We start from the raw sequence: 15,745 nt of genomic DNA on the forward strand, positions 1-15,745 counted from the left end.
ATTGCTGTCGATAGTGGTTGACGGCGACTCGACACTTTATTATCGACTGTATAATCGGTTGTCGGGCGGTAAGCGCGGGAAAACAGTTAATCGTCGTCGCACTTCTGAAGTTCAGTTATTTCGACCATCCAATCGGGAATGTCCATCTGACTGTCCCGAAACGTCCACGCACGGTCGAACGAGATTTCGCCTTGAGAGCCACGTCGAAGCAAGTCCGCCAGTTCGGTTCGAAACTCCGTCGGAGTCATCGGTTCCTCGTTTCCCTGTTCGTCGCGCTCTTCCATGTTCAAGTTGCCCGCGTTCGCGTGAGTTCGGGATATTCGCGGAGTGGAACCACAGAGTCGCCGACGTCCGAACCTGACCCCAAACGGGACCGACTGCTCGGACGCCACAGTAGCTGAACCATACGTCAAAATCAACCCATACCCAGCAAAGCGTTTCCTTTCGTATATCCAGCTATTAAATACTGGTGGCCGGGCGGGCGGGAACCGTAGCCGACGCAAACGAGCCTCCGCCGTCTCGAAACTCCGTCTCCGCGAAATCAACGACGCTTCTTCAGACGGGAGATGTCTACCATCCAGTCCGGCTGGTTCCCATCAGTTCGGAAGTCGTACGCTCGTTCGAGTTCGACGTCGTGACTGTCCGCCGCGCGAAGCAGTTCTTCCAGCGCCGCTTGGAAGTCTTCGTTGGTCGGCTGATAACTTTCCGCCGTAACTTCTTTCGATATGCTGTCAGCGAGGCTCATGACTATATGAATCTTCTACATCGTCAAAGGGAAAAAAGGAGTAAACGTTCCCAACCGTTCCATCCGTTTCACGCTTAAAGAGTGTCAAATAACACGCTGAGAGACTGTCGTCATCGAGACTAGCCATTGCTTGCCACAGCTATCGGTGAGAAAGAAAGCGGCTGAAAAATAGCCAAGTTTGGCGTCTTCTAGATATATTCAGTTCACACACAGTTTCGGGACGTGGTCCATTCCCCCATTACAAATATAATTAATTTTGGCTTCTCTAAGGCTATGAGCCGCGAAAACGGTAATTTCGGCATATGTATCAACCGCACTATCCGAACGTGTGGAAGATAGACCATGACCCGACTCAAGGTAGCTACCGGCGTTATGGCTCTGATGCTAGTGTTCGCTGGCTGTGCCGGCTCTGGTGGCGGGGGCGAAGCTCCGGCAAATAGTAGCGCGGGAACAAGTAGTCGAGACATGGGCGGCGACAGGTCCAGATCCAACGCCGACAGTGGAATGGACGAAGATGCAGGCGAGATGGACGACACCACGACGGAATCGATGAACTCTACCACGGAATCGACGAACACCACCAGTACCAACGCGTCCACGTAACGAGTAGACGCGTCCGCGTAACGAGCGGGGTAGAACGCTCTTTGCGGTCCCTTTTTCAGCGGTCGCAGTCGGAACAAACGCTTATCCGACTCATAAACAAATGCGTCGAAGCCGTTGCTCTACGTAATGTGTACGAGTAACGGCAGTCGAACGGGGCGAACGACGAGAGGTGAGTCGCCGTGAGCGGTGACGACGGCATGGAGATGCTGGTTATCGGCATCGACGCGGGCTGTCTGCCCGTGTTCGAGCGACTCTCTGAGGACGGAGTCATCCCGAACATCGACGCTATTCGCGGGAAGGGAAGCGACGAGAGCGACAGCGACCAAGCTGAAAGCGAAGGCGCGGAAGCCCCGCTCCAGTCCCAAATTCCACCGTGGACACCGAGTGCGTGGCCCTCTATCTACACTGGAGTCAATCCGGCCAAGCACGGTGCGTTCGGGTTCGTCGATTACGACGGCTACGACTGGTCGGTCGTCACCGGCGACAACGTCAACGAACACGCCATCTGGAACGTCCTCGACGAACAGGGCTACAGCAGCGTCGTCCTCAACGCGCCGGTGACCCACCCGCCGGACGAAATCGACGGTGCCATCGTCCCCGGCTTCATTGGCCCGGAGAATCCGACCTGCTACCCACGCGGCACGCTCGAAGACGTCCGCGACGCAGTCGGCGAGTACCGCGTCTATCCGAGCTACTCGCGAGACGACGGCGAAGTGACGAAGCTGGACAAGAAGCGCGAGTACCGAAATCTCGCTCGAATGCGCGGCGAAGCGTTCCGCTATCTCGTCGAGGAACACGAACCCGACTTCGGCTTCCTCCAGTTCCAGCGGACCGACACCGTCTTCCACGAGTTCGAAGGCGACGAGAAGATGGTCGATGCAGTCTACGACGAGACCGACCGCCAAATCGGGAAGGTCTTGGAGCATTGTGACCCCGATAACGTCGTTCTGGTCAGCGACCACGGGATGGGCCACTACGAAGAGTACGAGTTCCGCGTCAACGAGTTCCTCAAACAAGAGGGCTACGTCGAGGAGACCATGGGTGGCAAAGGGATGCCCGGGTGGGGTCCCATCCGCGACGACCTGAAAGACGGCGAAGACGTGGAGTCGTGGGAGCCGTCGATGGCCGAACAGATGGCCGCGAAGGCCGCGGAGTTCGGCGTCACAGCGAGTCGCATCCGCCAGATGCTGGAGAAGGTGAACCTCGCAGAAGTGGCGAAGCGATACGCGCCCAAGAACGTCACTCGAACCGGGAACAAGCAGGTTGACTTCCAGAATTCGCAGGCGTACTTGCGCTCGCGGACCGAACTCGGCATTCGCATCAACCTCGCGGGCCGCGAACCGAACGGTGTCGTCCCGGAAAGTGAGTACGACGACCTTCGCGCCGAACTCATTCAGAAGCTCCGACGGGTCGAGACTCCCGACGGCGAACCGATGTTCGCGGAAGTCGCACCGCGCGAAGAGTACTTCGACGGGCCGTACGAGGAGGACGCTCCCGACATCGTCATCGTCCCTAACGAGTTCCGCCACTTCCTGTCGGACCAACTGCTCGGCGAGCAGTTCGTGAAGACGGACATCTGGAACCACAAGCGCGACGGCGTCATCGCGGCGACCGGCGACGCCATCGACCCCGAAGGAATGCCCGAGCATCCGCATCTGTACGACGTGGCACCCACCGTACTCTCGGCGATGAGCGTCCCATACAGCGACCGAATGGACGGCGAGGCGATTCCGCTGGTCGAGGACGCCGGTGCCCACGCCTACCGCGAGTACAACTCGACGGGCGCGACGCCCGAGACGAAAGCCGGGCAAGGCGTCGAAGACAGACTCGCCGACCTCGGATATCTCGACTAGCGCCCACTGTTTGTCGGCGGCTCTATTTCTCCTGTTCTGCTCTATCTCTTCGTTCTCTGGATGTCTTAGCGTCTCCTCTCAGCAGAGTGTCGCCGCTCGTCGCGTCGATGCGGGCCGGACTGTGCGACTAGGTACGTCGGGTACGTCGGTTACGTCGCGGAGAAGAATCGTCGTCCGGACGGGTGAGAATCGGTCAGTCGATACGGTAGTTCTGTACGCTATGCACTCTCTTTCGGCATGTACTCGGACTGCCAGTGCCAGCGGTCTTGCAGCACTTTTCGTCCCTGGTCGGTCAACTCGTAACGATTCGTTCTGCCGTCGTGCTTGCCCTTCTTGATGAAGCCTTCTTCGACCAGCGTGTTGAGGTTAGTGTACAGTCTACCGTGTTGGATGCTACGGTTCTGTGAGCGTTCAAGTTCTTGTTTGATGTCCTGTCCGTTCGGGTCCTCGAGTCCGTTGAGGACGAACAACAGGTCGCGCTGGAAGCCAGTATAGTCGTGCATCGAAACCCCTACCGACAACTTGGAGAGTCGTGTATATATGACCCGGAGACCGTTGTGGAAAATAGCGGTTCTGTAAGCTTCTCGCGGAACAGGTTATTCTCCGGTCAACCTCGAAAAACCGCCTCTAAGCGGGGTTTAGGAGCCATATAATAAGAAGGCTGTACGTCATACGTAGTCATGTGTCGCCACGCGACTAACCCATACTCCCCTCATCCCCCACCCACCCACCTGCCAACCCAGCTCGGTGGCGACACAACTTGCTTCCTGAACCTACGACCGTGAGCGAGAGCTATGGCCTGCGAACGCGAGTCATCGTGGTCGATGTAGTCGAGACGGTCGAAGCCACTGCCGAGAGACTGTTTACAGCTTGGTGGAAGTGATACGAGACTCGTCGGACAGTCGGTGACCACGTTGGCAGGTTCGCTCTCCAAAATTTTTGCGCACCCGCCTAGCGGCGGGTTTCGGCCCGTGACACAGCCGAACGCGGTCGCGGCACCGCCGCGGGGTGGCCGCGGCGCGGTCGAGGGTGAGGAAAGAGGGGAGGTGCGGAGGGGAGAAAGGAGAGGGAGACAGTTAGGGATACTAATCGCAAGAAGGGACGCTTTTGTGCACACTACTATGCACAAAAGTACCCGTGTGGCGTCTTCTGGAACTGTCACGGGTAGTCCGGAGGGAGTTTCCGAAGAGTGGTCGTCGCTTCTAATCGCAAGACGGCGGTCTTTCGTGAAGGGGTGTCTTCACGATAGCCACCCATGCAGGTGATTCCGCGGTCGCTGTTCTCGGTTCCTTCCGGAATCGGAGATACTAATCGCAGGACGGGGAGCTTCTGTGCACCACGTGGTGCACAATAGCCCCCCGTAGTTGGTAAACCCCGCTAGGCGAACGACTGTTCGGTCGTTGCTGAAGCTGTAAATTAGGCGTTAGAGATAAATAAAGCTACTATAACACTATATAACTACTCTACTACCCTCTAACAAAATAACCATTTTATTAATGTCAGTAAAAAATAATTGTACTAGAGATCACTTCTATAAACGGGGAAGGACAGGAAAACGGACAGAGAACCACCGCTATCGGTTAGATACAGACGTATCCAATCGAGACACACAGAACAAGCAGTACCATAACGGGTGGCTATCGTGAAGACACCCCTTCACGAAAGCTTTCCCTCTGGCGATTAGCTAGGTAGAAACGTCAGAACATCATCGCCACATCGCTAGCGAGAAAGGTGCATTTCTGTGCTGGTGAACTGAACGAGAGCAGGTCGTCCCGGCGTCTCTACGATTTCTTTGTCTCGGAGGTCGCCAACGAACCCCTTGACCCGGCGCTTGCTTAGTTCGAGTTCTTCCGCAAGAGTATCATATCCGACGCCGTGTCGTCGCTCCACCAGCCGACGCAACAATTCGAGTCGAGTTCGGCCTCCAGACCGAATCCAATGAAGTAGTGACCGATACGCTTGCTCGTGTTCGGAGTGGAGGCGGAAGAGATTCAGAACGCTACGAGCACTCACACCTTCCTCGTCTAAACACTCCCAGACCTCATCCGGAACGTCCAACTCTTCTCGGAATTTCAGTCGCTCGCGAGACGGACCAAGCGGTTCGTCCGGTCTGTTCGGATGCGTCATCGCCAGACACCTCCGCTCGGCGCATCCAATTCGTCATCTCCCTGTTTGCCAGTCCGCGGTTCGCGGTTCAGTGCTGTGCTGTCAATCGTGGTCGTGTCGTACATCGTGGTCGTCACTCTCGATGGCCGACGCCCGAAGACGCCACGCGAGGGATAGCGTTGCCACTCTCCGAAGGGCAATCTATTTCATCCTCCCGCGAGAAACCAGAATTGTTCAGGCCCCGGTTTCTCAGCGAGTTGTGTTCTCGATAGCAGTGCGTTTCGTCTGTAGTGACTATTCTCCACCGATTAGTCTTAATTCCTGCGGGAGCGCAGGCGAGCGAAGGGGGAAAGAGCGCCGAGAACGCGACCGTCCAAAGCCATCAACTATCCAAATTTTCCGTTCTAGACGGGGTAGTTAGACCCTCTATATTAAGGTTCGGCGTAGTGTATAATTCTCTCATGTTCGGAACGAGCGGCATCCGTGGAGAGGTGGGTGACGTAGTGACCTGCGACCTCGCGCTCGCAGTCGGCCGCGCACTGGCAAGTGAAGGCTACGAGAAAGTCGTCGTCGGCCGCGACCCGCGCGAGAGCGGTGAGATGCTATCTGACGCCGTTTCTGCGGGGCTTCGAGAATGTGGTGCGGACGTGGTCCGACTTGGACAGGCCGCGACGCCGACCGTCGCTCGGAGCGTCGGCTGGCAAGACGCCGACGCTGGGGTCTCGGTCACGGCGAGTCACAACCCCGCGAAGGACAACGGACTCAAGCTGTGGAACCCCTCCGGGCAGGCGTTCGACACTGCTCAGCGCGAGACCATCGCCGAACGCGTGCGCGAAGAAGACGCCGACTTGCGGCCGTGGGACGGATTGGGCGGCCAGCGCCGTTGGGAGGAAGCCGACGAGTACCACGCCACGGCCCTCGACGAAGCGGTAGACATCGAGGACGACCTCACCGTCGTCGTGGACGTGGGCAACGGTGCTGGCGGCGTCACCGCCGAAGCACTCCAGCGACAGGGGTGTACCGTGACAACGCTGAACGCCCAGCCAGACGGCAGTTTCCCCGCTCGACCGAGCGAACCGACCGAAGAAGCCTGCACGCGACTCTGGCAGACCGTCGCGGCGACCGACGCCGACCTCGGTATCGCCCACGACGGAGACGCCGACCGAATGCAGGCTGTCACCGCCGACGGAGAGTTCGTGTCCGGTGACGTGCTGTTGGCACTGTTCGCACGGGAAACTGCTAGCGAAGGCGACCTCGCGGCGGCACCACTCAACGTCAGTCTCGCGGTGGACGACGCGCTCGCCGAAGTCGGCGCGTCACTCACTCGAACCAAAGTCGGCGACGTGTTCGTCGCGGAGCGAGCAGCAGAGCCGAACGTCACCTTCGGTGGCGAGGAGAGCGGTGCGTGGATTTGGCCCGAAGAGATTCTCTGTCCCGACGGTCCGCTCGCGGCGTGTAAGCTCGCCGAGCTGGTGACCGAACGCGGCCCACTCGCTGACCTCGTCGGCGAGATTCCGACCTACCCAATCGAGCGGACGAACGTTCGCACCGACGAGAAGGAAGCAGCGATGGAGCGCATCGCTGCGGAGGTCGCAGACCACTACGAAGACGTGACGACCGACGACGGCGTTCGCGTGGAGACCGACGACGGCTGGTTCCTCGTTCGAGCGAGCGGTACCCAGCCGTTGATTCGAGTGACAGCGGAGGGTCGAACCGAATTGCAAGCCGAGGAGTTGTTCGAGGCGGCGTCAGAAATCGTCGAGAAAGCGACGTAGATAGCGTTGCGCACAGAGCTACCGCTGGTGTACGCGACGTCAATCTAACTGAAGACTCCAGAAGAGCTACTGGCGGTGATAATCGGCGGTGTCCAGTTCTCGGTAGGTTGCGCAGTTGGGGCAGGCTTTCACGATGTCGGCGTTGTCGCCGAACACACGGGCGAACTGCCGCGTGACGTGTTCGCCGCAGTTCGTACAGTTCGTGCCTGCACCACTCGTATTACCGGGAACCCACGCGTTCTGTGGTTTGCTCATGACATCTGTTGTATGGACGGATTGCAGGTTTACTATTGGCCGTATAACCATCGAACGAAACAGTTGTAGAGTGTTGTACGCGCCGTTTCAGGCCGAACGAGCGGGGTTTAATTCCAAGATAATTAAACCACTACGCGCGAAATTGCCTCCTAATGCAAGCAGTGATTCTGGCCGCGGGCCAGGGGACCCGTATCCGCCCCTTGTCGGCGTCGCTCCCGAAACCGATGTTGCCCGTCGCCGACCGGCCGCTCGTCGCTCACACGGCGACAGCAGCGGCCGACGCTGGCGCAGACGAACTGATACTGGTCGTCGGCTACGAGGCCGACGCGGTCCGCGACTACTTCGGCGCGGAGTTCGCCGGTGTGCCAGTCAGCTACGCCGTCCAGAAAGAGCAGTCGGGGACGGCCGACGCAGTGCGGGCCGCCCAAGAACACATCGACGGGTCGTTCGCGGTGTTGAACGGCGACAACCTCTACGAACCCGAGGCAGTCGCCGAACTGTTCGCCGACGGGCCAGCCATCGGCGCGGTTCGCGTCGAAAATCCCTCGAACTACGGCGTTCTCAGCACGGCGGCCGGAACGGTCACCGACATCGTAGAAAAACCGGCCGACCCACCGACGAACCTCGCCAACGCCGGTGCCTACGCCTTCCCGGCGGAAGCCCGCGAGTGGCTCGACGTCGGCAAGAGCGAGCGTGGCGAGTACGAGATTACGGACGTTCTCGCCCGCGTCGTAGACGAGTACGACGTCAGTTTCGCCGAGATGGACAAGTGGCTCGACGTGGGGCGTCCGTGGGAACTGCTGGAAGCCAACGAGTGGAAGCTCGACGAACTCGAACGCGACGTTCGAGGCAACGTTCACGAAGACGCCGACCTTCGGGGTGACGTGGTCGTCGAAGAAGGCGCGACGGTCGATGCTGGCGTCGTAGTCGAGGGACCGGCACTGATTCGCTCGGGCGCGAGCGTCGGACCGAACGCCTACATTCGCGGCGCGACGCTGGTCGGCGAAGGCGCGAAAATCGGCCACAGCGTCGAGGTCAAGAACAGCGTTCTCAGCGAGGGAGCGAGCGTCGGCCACCTCAGTTACGTCGGCGACAGCGTCCTCGGACGTGACGTGAACTTCGGTGCGGGGACGAACGTCGCCAACCTCCGTCACGACGACGAGGCAGTGAAGTTCACAGTCAAAGGCGACCGCATCTCGACGGGACGCCGAAAGTTCGGCGTCGTCGCAGGTGACGAGGCAAAGACCGGCATCAACAGTAGTCTGAACGCAGGACTGAAACTCTCCGCAGGTGCGACGACGAAGCCCGGAGAGGTCGTCACGCGTGACCGCTGAGAGGTAAATCAATGAGCAAAACGATGCACGCAGTGCTTGCGTTCGCCGGGGTCGCACTCCTCGCTGCGGGACTCGCAGTGTCGCTGAGCGGTGCCGGGTTCACCACCGGACCCTCTCAGAGTTCCGCGGACGCGACGACGACAGTGACCTCGACGCAGGCACCGAACGACCAGCAGACCACCCAGAGTGACCAGTCGCAGGCGACGACGCAGGCCCAGCAGGAGACGACGGAACAGCAGACGACCGCCGCGACGACGACCGCAGGAACCACGACCGCGAACGGGACGACCACGGCGAACGGAACGGCGACGACGACCACAGGGACGACGACCGGAACCACGACTAGCGGAACGACAACTACGACCCAGACGACCACCGCGACGACTACCACATCCACGACTACGACCACCGCAACGACGACTACGACTACCACAACCACGACTACGACCACCGCAACGACGACGACGACCACCGCAACGACGACTCAGACGACCACGACGAATACGTCTGTCTCGGTGTAACGACTGTTGAGTTTCCTTCGCGACGGAGGACCAGAGACGCTATTCGATGGCCGCGAGGGCAACTTCTTTGTCCTCTCCGTTCCACCGTCCGATACGGAACATGGGTCGAACGATAGTTCGACACCTCTACCCTCGCATGAAATGAGACGGGACCTCCCCAGGTTCGGACGGAGTTCCCCGTGTTCGTGTTGCGAATCGGACCGCGATCCGAGATCCCTGTTCCGCAACACGATTGATCTGTATGTCACGTAATTCGGACGACGAGTTGCCGTTCGACCGCATCGACTTCGACGACAGAGCAGGGTGCTATCACGTCGAGTGCGACTGGCGGTCTGGAGAGTCGCTGACCGACACTATCGTCGCCAGTATCGTCGCTATTTCCGACAAAAAACGGGACAACCTCGCGACGCTCGACGCCGTGCTGAACACCGACTCTCTCGACGAGATCTTCGTCCCCGACGACGCGGGGACGCCACGAAAAGGCGGCCGCCTCTCGTTCGTTTTCGAGGAACACGAGATTACCATCCACCGCCACGGAACCATCGTCATCTACCCGCCGGAGCGAGAGTGGTCTGGACTACGAGAGTTACGAAGTCGCCCGTCGTTCGACGACTGAAATCGAAGAAGGAAAAGAGGTCGCTGGCTCCTCAGTCCGCCCGCGAGAATCCGCTGTTGCCGCCAATATCGACTGGACAGCCCGCGATTTCGCCGCCGCGCATCCCGTCGGCGAGCCAGTAGATGGAGAAGACGAGCATCAGCAGTGCCAGAATCGTGAACTCCGCGCCTTCGAGCGGGAGCATAGTCAGCGCCCCGGCCGCACCGAACAGCGAGAAGACGCCAGCGATGAGCGCCGACCCACAAGCTGCACACCCAGCGCCGAGCGTGCCGAGGACCATCCCGAAGATGCTGCCCGAACCGCTCTTGACCGAGACGCGCTCGCGCTTGAGGTGGTAGGTCAGCATAGCGAGGTTGACACCAGTCAGTAGGCCTGCAGCGACGAGTAGCACCTCCGTCATCGGTCGGAACGCAGTCCCGACGAACGGATACAGGTTCACCAGAACCGTCAGGCGCGCGTCCAAGGGGAGTGCGCCGTTCAGCACGACGTTTCGGACGAGGTTGACGTTCTGCGAGAGGACGAACACAGAGAGTCCAACCGCCGAGGCGAACAGGGTCAACGCCGCGTACGCGGGTATCGTAACGACGAGTCTGACCGTTCGAGCGATGAGACGCAAGTCGTCGGTACTGGTCGGAAGTCGAATCCCACTCATAGGCCTAGGGAGTTTTTGAAGACACTATAACTCTGATTGCCGGTGAATCGCGTGACGAACTCACCGTCCTTGAAGAGGAAGAAGACCGGCGTTCCGTTGACGTTGGCCTTCTTCCGGGCCTGTTCGTCGGCTTTGTAAATCTCGTCGTAGGCTTCGTTTTTGACGTCGTGGATGACTGCGTCGGCGTTGACCTGCGTCTCCTCGCTGACGAACGTGTACGTCTTGTCGAGGATGTTGTCCGTCGTGAACTTTCCTTGGTTGGCGTAGTACCACGATTTGAGTTTCCAGTAGGTGTTTCGCCGACGAGCGTACGTCGAGTTGAGCGCCCGCGTGGCTTGCTCGGCCCAGTCGTGCGTGTGGGCGTAGTCGCGAGAAACGAAGGTCACCTTCCCCGTCTGAATGAGGTTCGAGTAGAGCATCGGGAACGTCTGTGCGTCGAACCGCTGGCAGATGGCACAGGAGGCGTCCTGAAACTCGACGATAGTCGCCTTCGTCTGGTCCGGGAACTTTCCGGCGGTCGGTTCGAGACCGATGTTCTTCGCGGCAGGGTGACCGAAATCGACCTGATAGTGGCGGTCGAGTTCCGGATGCGAGTAGCTAGACTCCGAATCGTCGTCGCACGGATCCGAACAATCTCCGTCCGACCCTGTCGTAGTCGTCTGCTCGCTCTCGGTCGTCGTCTGCCGAGTGGTCGTTTCGGAGTCAGTAGTCGTTCCGATGCTACTAATCGTCGTCTGACTCGAAGACGTGTCGTTCTGTGGGCGTTGCTGTGAGCCGGTCCCTCCGAGACACCCCGAGAGGAGTGTTCCGGAGGTTGCGACGGCTGCGAGGAATCGTCGGCGGCGAATACGTTCGCTCATATCGTGGTTATCTCCCGAGTGTGGAACCCCAGCACACTCTGCTATACACGGATAGACGGCCCGTTGCCCCATTACTATCATCTCGCTAACTCCAGGACGTGAGCAGTGACCCTCATTATCGCACTCGTAAAACAGTTACCGACCGACCGACGTGTGCGCGATGAACCCGGACATATCACCGTGATAGCTCGTGAACGGTTTACCGAAGCGATAATAAAGGAACTTCCAAACCAACGTTATTTTGAAATGAAACGAGGATCGAGCGTGACGTTCCGGCACGTCGGTGTGGCGTTGATGGTCGCCCTGTTAGTCGTGAGTGCAGGCTGTTCGGGAATGGGTGGCGGTGGCCAAGACACGCCGACGGAGTCGGGGGCAAGCAACGGCACGACGACGGCTGGCGGACTTAGCGATACCACGACGGCGAGCGAAACCCAAAGTGCAACGACGAACGACACGGCGAACGAAACGACCACTGCGGGCGAGGGGACTAACGACACGTCGGAGGATAATTCCTCGAACGCGAGCGAACACGACCATTCGAGTCACGACCACGGGAACGAAACCACCAGTGAGTCCGACAGTTCGGACAAGTATCTCAGCGGTGAGATGACCGTCGTCGTCGGTGACGACCGACTCGAATACCCCAGCGGGTCGGAAGACGCGGGCTTCTGGTTCACCGACCAGCACAAGATTTGGAACGCGAAGACAGACGGCGAGGTCACGCTCGCGGAAGCACTGGCGCAGTTCGACGTCGAGGCCTCTGCCGACTCGTTCAGCTACGACGGTGAGACCTACGCCGAGAGCGACTCGGGCGTCTCGGTAGACTACCGCGTCAACGGCCAGTCGGTCGATCCGCAAGAGTACGTCCTGCAAGACGGCGACGAGATCTGGGTTACTGTCGAGACTCCAGATATGGAACGGTCGGTCCCCGGTGACCACATCGACCACGAGTACTCCCACATCCACGGTAGCATCGACTTCACCGTGAACGGGAAGACCCTCGACTTCAGCAAGGACAAGTACCAGACCGCAGGCCACAGTCGCTACTTCCACTTCGAAGGCGGACACGCCGACCCGTGGCACGCCCACTCTTACTCGGTGACTCTCCAGTACGCGATGGCGACCCTGCAGGGTCTCTCGGTTGCAGAAGGCGAAGTCACCTACAACGGCACGACCTACAGTGACAGTGACGCCGACACGAACGTCCAGGTCATGGTCAACGGTGAAGAAGTTGACCCCAGCGAGTACTTCCTCAAGGATGGCGACGAAGTGGAGATTGTCGTCGAAAGCGAGTCGTAGAGTCGAGCGATTTGTGAAGTTGGAAGGTTCGTAGACCCGGTTTAGACGGCTTCTTTTTACGTATTTTTCGGGATACTCACTCGGTATGAAGGGTGGGTGTGCTTTGATGGAAGTCGTTCAGGACACACCGCGTTTCCGCTGTTATTCGTCGGCGTAGTAGTCAGAGAGCGACTCGTGAACGCCAATCGAATCTATTGTCTCCTTCAACGCAGAGACTACCAGACCGAGGTCCTGTTGGAGGTCGTATTCGAGGTACTTTCCTCCGGCACGACCCTTGTTCTGCTCGGTCACAGATAGAATCCCGAGCATACCGAGTTCGTCAAGATGGTCGCGGAGCCAGCGACCGGTGTGCTTCTCGTGGCCAGCGAGTGAGCAGATGTACTGGTACCGAGGGTAAATTTCTCGTGACCGAACCGGCGTTTCGTCCTCAGCAGTGAGCGTTGCGAGAGCATACAAAATGTATCGCTCGTGGTCGTTCAAATCCGAGATACCCTCCTCGATTTCTTTTCTTTCGACACGTGCCAGTGCTTCCTCTACGTGTACCTCTTGAACGACTTCCTCGTCATCTCCACGAGCAATATCCCCTGCAGTCAGTAGTAGGTCAAGTGCATGCCGAGCATCACCTGATGCCTGTGCCCCCAACGCGGCGCATTTTGGAATCACATCTTCAGTAAGACCATCGTCTTTGAACGCGACACTGGCACGCTGTCTGAGAACTTCACGAAGTTCGTTCGCATTATAGTGAGGGAACGAAATCGTGCGTTCGCAGAGCGAGGACCGGACCTTTGGAGAAAGGCGTTCACGGAATGTAAGATCATTACTAATTCCGATGACGCCGACGCGAGCGTCTTTGAGATTCCCGTTCTCACGGGCACGGGAGAGTTGGTAGAGGACGCTATCTTCGCCCTTATGGATATGATCAACCTCGTCGAGAACGAGAAGAACGATGCCACCACGGTCGTCAAGTTCGCGCCACAATTTGGTGTATATTTCACTTTTGCTGTAGCCAGATTCCGAAATATGATTCTCGGACAAGCGAAGGGCATTGAGAAGAGCAATACCGACTCGATAGCTAGTTTCGAAGCCATCACAGTTGATATAGGCAGTGGTGAGACTAAGGTCGGGATACTGTTCAGCGTCTTCTTCCAAGTTGCGGAGAAGGTATCGGGTGGCAGCAGTTTTACCCACACCAGCTTTACCGTAGAGAAAAACGTTGTTGGGCTGTTCGCCGTAGATGACGGGTTCGAGAGCTTCGTGGTACTCGTCAATTTCCTCGTCCCGACCGACGAATCTGTCTGGAGTATAATCATCGAGAAGAGCTTCCCGATTCTCGAACGGTGTGATCGACCGTTCGAAGCTGTGAGAGCTCATGTTAACGCGAGAAATAACGTCCCACATAGATAAAGTGCCTGTTCCTTTGTTTCCAGTGTTTCCTCTGTTCTCGTTCTTTAAGTAAGACACACACACCGTGTTTCCGCTGCTCTTGGTTCGACTGGAACACTTGGAACAAATCGGCTTCTAGAAAACACGAATCTTTAATAGAATCGATTAGAAACAGCAACCGTAGTATAGTCAATTTAGACTACAAAACAGAGAGAATCGGTCCCTACCCCCACTCTATCAGAGGAAAACAAAGGAAACGCGGTGTGTGTCCGGCGGCTTTAGTGCGGTAACTCTTAACGTATTATGCGGACACGGTGGGGTCCCCTACTCTACCAACTCCCGAGAGAACACACCACCTTTCCAGTGAAAGTTCGTTATCAATCCACGGACGACGCGTCGTTCAATCCTCGGACAGCACGTTGTCTACGACGCGCGGCTCTTCGAGTAGTCGGTGCTCGGTGTAGCTACCCTCCGCACTCCCGCCGCTCTGGCGGGCTTGCTCGATGACGTCGAGGAAGGCGTGTTCGCGAAGCAAATCCCTGACCCGGCGAGTCGAGAGCGGGTCTACGCCTTCCTGTTCGCAGATTCGCTCATAGGCCTCGTAGACGGTCGAGGTGCGGAACGCCGAGCCGTCTTTGTCGTTGAGCGCGAGGATGGCGAGCGCGCGCAGTGCGTGCTTCGAGTGGGGCGTCGCACCGCGGATGAGTTCGCGGAAGCGGTCGTTCTCTGCGTGGTCGCGAGCCTGCTCGATGTAGTTCTCTCGGACGACGTTCTCCTCGCGGGACTGGGCGATTTCACCAGCGTAGCGGAGGATGTCGATAGCCTTGCGTGCGTCGCCGTGTTCGCGAGCCGCGAGCGCGGCCGCCTTCGGGATAGTGCCATCTTCCAGAACGTCGTCTTTGAACGCGTCACTGCGGGCTTCCATGATGGAGCGCAGTTGGTTGGCGTCGTACGGCGGGAAGACGAACTCGCGCTCGCAGAGACTCGACTTGACGCGCTCGTCCATCCGGTCTTTGTACTTTATCTTGTTACTGATGCCGATGGTGCCGAGCTTGCAGTTGTCGAGTTTCCCGGCTTCGCCGGCGCGCGAAAGCTGCATGAGGATGGCGTCGTCTTCGAGTTTGTCGATCTCGTCGAGGATGACCACGGTCACGTCGTACTCGGCATCGAGGATGCGCCAGAGGCGTTTGTAGTACGTCGAGGTCGATATTCCTTTGTCGGGAACGCTGACAGGGGTTTCAGGCGTGTTGAGTTCGCTCGCAATCGTTTGGACGGTCTGAGTCTCGGTATTGTCCTGCGCGCAATCGACGTACGCGCGACCGACGGTGACGCCCTCCTTCTCCGCTTCGGAGACGAGTTGCTGGGAGACGTGTTTCGCACAGAGGGACTTCCCGGTCCCGGTCTTCCCGTAGACGAGGACGTTGCTCGGACTCTGACCGAACAGCGCGGGGTTGAGCGCGTTGGCCAGCGACTGGAGTTCTTCGTCGCGACCAACGATGCGACCGTCGTCCGGGAGATGGTTGATTTCGAGTAGCTCCTTGTCCGCGAAGATAGGGTCCTCCCGAGAGAAGAGTTCGCTGGAGTCGGCCATGACACCACGTTTCCAGTGAAATATCTTTAGTGTTCGGACTGGCGGCCGGACAGACACACCAGGTTTCCAGTGAAACGCCTCGAAGAGGGGTGGACGGTCCAGTCGAAACGGAGGTTCGTTCACTGGAAACTAGGTCTGCGTTCACCGGAAAC

17 protein-coding genes are annotated in these 15,745 nt (G+C 58.4%); 7 read left to right on the forward strand and 10 right to left on the reverse strand.

The features are described 5' to 3' along the window. Positions 1-86 precede the first annotated feature (86 nt). The gene (locus F7R90_RS21765) at positions 87-284 is read right to left on the reverse strand and encodes a hypothetical protein (protein WP_158059689.1); all 198 of its coding nucleotides are present in this window, start codon (positions 282-284) and stop codon (positions 87-89) included. A gap of 257 nt (positions 285-541) precedes the next feature. Then, a complete protein-coding gene (locus F7R90_RS21770; RefSeq protein WP_158059690.1) occupies positions 542-745 on the reverse strand; it encodes a hypothetical protein in 204 nt (67 codons plus the stop codon). A 342-nt stretch (positions 746-1,087) separates the two neighbouring features. Between F7R90_RS21770 and F7R90_RS21775 the strand changes: the two genes are divergently transcribed. Together F7R90_RS21775 and F7R90_RS21780 are read left to right on the forward strand one after the other, a co-directional pair. Continuing rightward, the gene (locus F7R90_RS21775; RefSeq protein ID WP_158059691.1) at positions 1,088-1,348 is read left to right on the forward strand and encodes a hypothetical protein; all 261 of its coding nucleotides are present in this window, start codon (positions 1,088-1,090) and stop codon (positions 1,346-1,348) included. A gap of 197 nt (positions 1,349-1,545) precedes the next feature. Continuing rightward, positions 1,546-3,201 carry an alkaline phosphatase family protein gene (locus F7R90_RS21780; protein ID WP_158059717.1) on the forward strand — a complete coding sequence of 552 codons (1,656 nt, stop codon included), beginning with the start codon at positions 1,546-1,548 and terminating at the stop codon, positions 3,199-3,201. 218 nt (positions 3,202-3,419) lie between these two features. Here F7R90_RS21780 and F7R90_RS21785 read toward each other — a convergent pair whose 3' ends face one another. The 3 genes from F7R90_RS21785 to F7R90_RS21795 all read right to left on the reverse strand — a co-directional run bounded on the left by F7R90_RS21785 (position 3,420) and on the right by F7R90_RS21795 (position 5,507). Continuing rightward, on the reverse strand, positions 3,420-3,704 hold the full coding sequence (locus tag F7R90_RS21785; protein WP_158059692.1) for a PadR family transcriptional regulator: 285 nt from the start codon (positions 3,702-3,704) through the stop codon (positions 3,420-3,422). A 1,216-nt stretch (positions 3,705-4,920) separates the two neighbouring features. Next, positions 4,921-5,328: a hypothetical protein gene (locus tag F7R90_RS21790; protein ID WP_158059693.1), complete on the reverse strand. Its 408-nt coding sequence runs from the start codon at positions 5,326-5,328 to the stop codon at positions 4,921-4,923. Beyond that, complete coding sequence (locus tag F7R90_RS21795; protein WP_158059694.1) at positions 5,325-5,507, reverse strand: hypothetical protein; 183 nt, start codon at positions 5,505-5,507, stop codon at positions 5,325-5,327. Before F7R90_RS21795 ends, F7R90_RS21790 begins: the two co-directional genes overlap by 4 nt. A gap of 261 nt (positions 5,508-5,768) precedes the next feature. On the opposite strand from F7R90_RS21795, the gene glmM reads away from it, so the two are divergent. Beyond that, positions 5,769-7,082: a phosphoglucosamine mutase gene (glmM, locus tag F7R90_RS21800; protein WP_158059695.1), complete on the forward strand. Its 1,314-nt coding sequence runs from the start codon at positions 5,769-5,771 to the stop codon at positions 7,080-7,082. Positions 7,083-7,148: 66 nt separating this feature from the next. Here the strand turns inward: glmM and F7R90_RS21805 are convergent, their stop codons facing one another. After that, positions 7,149-7,337, reverse strand: a complete 189-nt coding sequence (locus F7R90_RS21805; RefSeq protein ID WP_158059696.1) for a DUF7563 family protein — start codon at positions 7,335-7,337, stop codon at positions 7,149-7,151. A 152-nt stretch (positions 7,338-7,489) separates the two neighbouring features. Between F7R90_RS21805 and glmU the strand changes: the two genes are divergently transcribed. The 3 genes from glmU (at position 7,490) to F7R90_RS21820 (ending at position 9,808) form a co-directional block, all read left to right on the forward strand. Then, complete coding sequence (gene glmU / locus F7R90_RS21810) at positions 7,490-8,671, forward strand: bifunctional sugar-1-phosphate nucleotidylyltransferase/acetyltransferase (RefSeq protein WP_158059697.1); 1,182 nt, start codon at positions 7,490-7,492, stop codon at positions 8,669-8,671. An 11-nt stretch (positions 8,672-8,682) separates the two neighbouring features. Beyond that, positions 8,683-9,192, forward strand: a complete 510-nt coding sequence (locus tag F7R90_RS22455; protein WP_192498533.1) for a hypothetical protein — start codon at positions 8,683-8,685, stop codon at positions 9,190-9,192. A 241-nt stretch (positions 9,193-9,433) separates the two neighbouring features. After that, on the forward strand, positions 9,434-9,808 hold the full coding sequence (locus tag F7R90_RS21820; protein WP_158059698.1) for a HalOD1 output domain-containing protein: 375 nt from the start codon (positions 9,434-9,436) through the stop codon (positions 9,806-9,808). A gap of 31 nt (positions 9,809-9,839) precedes the next feature. Here F7R90_RS21820 and F7R90_RS21825 read toward each other — a convergent pair whose 3' ends face one another. Together F7R90_RS21825 and F7R90_RS21830 are read right to left on the reverse strand one after the other, a co-directional pair. Next, entirely contained in the window at positions 9,840-10,460 is a 621-nt protein-coding gene (locus F7R90_RS21825) for a hypothetical protein (protein WP_158059699.1), read from the reverse strand. Beyond that, entirely contained in the window at positions 10,457-11,320 is an 864-nt protein-coding gene (locus F7R90_RS21830) for a DsbA family protein (RefSeq protein WP_192498527.1), read from the reverse strand. Before F7R90_RS21830 ends, F7R90_RS21825 begins: the two co-directional genes overlap by 4 nt. Before the next feature lie 264 nt (positions 11,321-11,584). Here F7R90_RS21830 and F7R90_RS21835 point away from each other — a divergent pair, with 264 nt between their 5' ends. After that, positions 11,585-12,619, forward strand: a complete 1,035-nt coding sequence (locus tag F7R90_RS21835; RefSeq protein ID WP_192498528.1) for a MoaD/ThiS family protein — start codon at positions 11,585-11,587, stop codon at positions 12,617-12,619. Positions 12,620-12,760: 141 nt separating this feature from the next. Here the strand turns inward: F7R90_RS21835 and F7R90_RS21840 are convergent, their stop codons facing one another. Then, a complete protein-coding gene (locus tag F7R90_RS21840) occupies positions 12,761-13,990 on the reverse strand; it encodes a Cdc6/Cdc18 family protein (protein ID WP_225741393.1) in 1,230 nt (409 codons plus the stop codon). Positions 13,991-14,402: 412 nt separating this feature from the next. Continuing rightward, entirely contained in the window at positions 14,403-15,593 is a 1,191-nt protein-coding gene (locus F7R90_RS21845) for an orc1/cdc6 family replication initiation protein (RefSeq protein WP_158059703.1), read from the reverse strand. Positions 15,594-15,745: the final 152 nt, after the last annotated feature.

Source organism: Halorussus halophilus (assembly GCF_008831545.1).
Classification (GTDB): Archaea; Halobacteriota; Halobacteria; order Halobacteriales; family Haladaptataceae; genus Halorussus; species Halorussus halophilus.

Coding starts and splice junctions, on each gene's coding strand:
- F7R90_RS21765 (WP_158059689.1), bottom strand. CDS start 284: ATGGAAGAGCGCGACGAACAGGGAAACGAGGAACCGATGACTCCGACG.
- F7R90_RS21770 (WP_158059690.1), bottom strand. CDS start 745: ATGAGCCTCGCTGACAGCATATCGAAAGAAGTTACGGCGGAAAGTTAT.
- F7R90_RS21775 (WP_158059691.1), top strand. CDS start 1,088: ATGACCCGACTCAAGGTAGCTACCGGCGTTATGGCTCTGATGCTAGTG.
- F7R90_RS21780 (WP_158059717.1), top strand. CDS start 1,546: ATGGAGATGCTGGTTATCGGCATCGACGCGGGCTGTCTGCCCGTGTTC.
- F7R90_RS21785 (WP_158059692.1), bottom strand. CDS start 3,704: ATGCACGACTATACTGGCTTCCAGCGCGACCTGTTGTTCGTCCTCAAC.
- F7R90_RS21790 (WP_158059693.1), bottom strand. CDS start 5,328: ATGACGCATCCGAACAGACCGGACGAACCGCTTGGTCCGTCTCGCGAG.
- glmM (WP_158059695.1), top strand. CDS start 5,769: ATGTTCGGAACGAGCGGCATCCGTGGAGAGGTGGGTGACGTAGTGACC.
- F7R90_RS21805 (WP_158059696.1), bottom strand. CDS start 7,337: ATGAGCAAACCACAGAACGCGTGGGTTCCCGGTAATACGAGTGGTGCA.
- glmU (WP_158059697.1), top strand. CDS start 7,490: ATGCAAGCAGTGATTCTGGCCGCGGGCCAGGGGACCCGTATCCGCCCC.
- F7R90_RS22455 (WP_192498533.1), top strand. CDS start 8,683: ATGAGCAAAACGATGCACGCAGTGCTTGCGTTCGCCGGGGTCGCACTC.
- F7R90_RS21820 (WP_158059698.1), top strand. CDS start 9,434: ATGTCACGTAATTCGGACGACGAGTTGCCGTTCGACCGCATCGACTTC.
- F7R90_RS21825 (WP_158059699.1), bottom strand. CDS start 10,460: ATGAGTGGGATTCGACTTCCGACCAGTACCGACGACTTGCGTCTCATC.
- F7R90_RS21830 (WP_192498527.1), bottom strand. CDS start 11,320: ATGAGCGAACGTATTCGCCGCCGACGATTCCTCGCAGCCGTCGCAACC.
- F7R90_RS21840 (WP_225741393.1), bottom strand. CDS start 13,990: ATGAGCTCTCACAGCTTCGAACGGTCGATCACACCGTTCGAGAATCGG.
- F7R90_RS21845 (WP_158059703.1), bottom strand. CDS start 15,593: ATGGCCGACTCCAGCGAACTCTTCTCTCGGGAGGACCCTATCTTCGCG.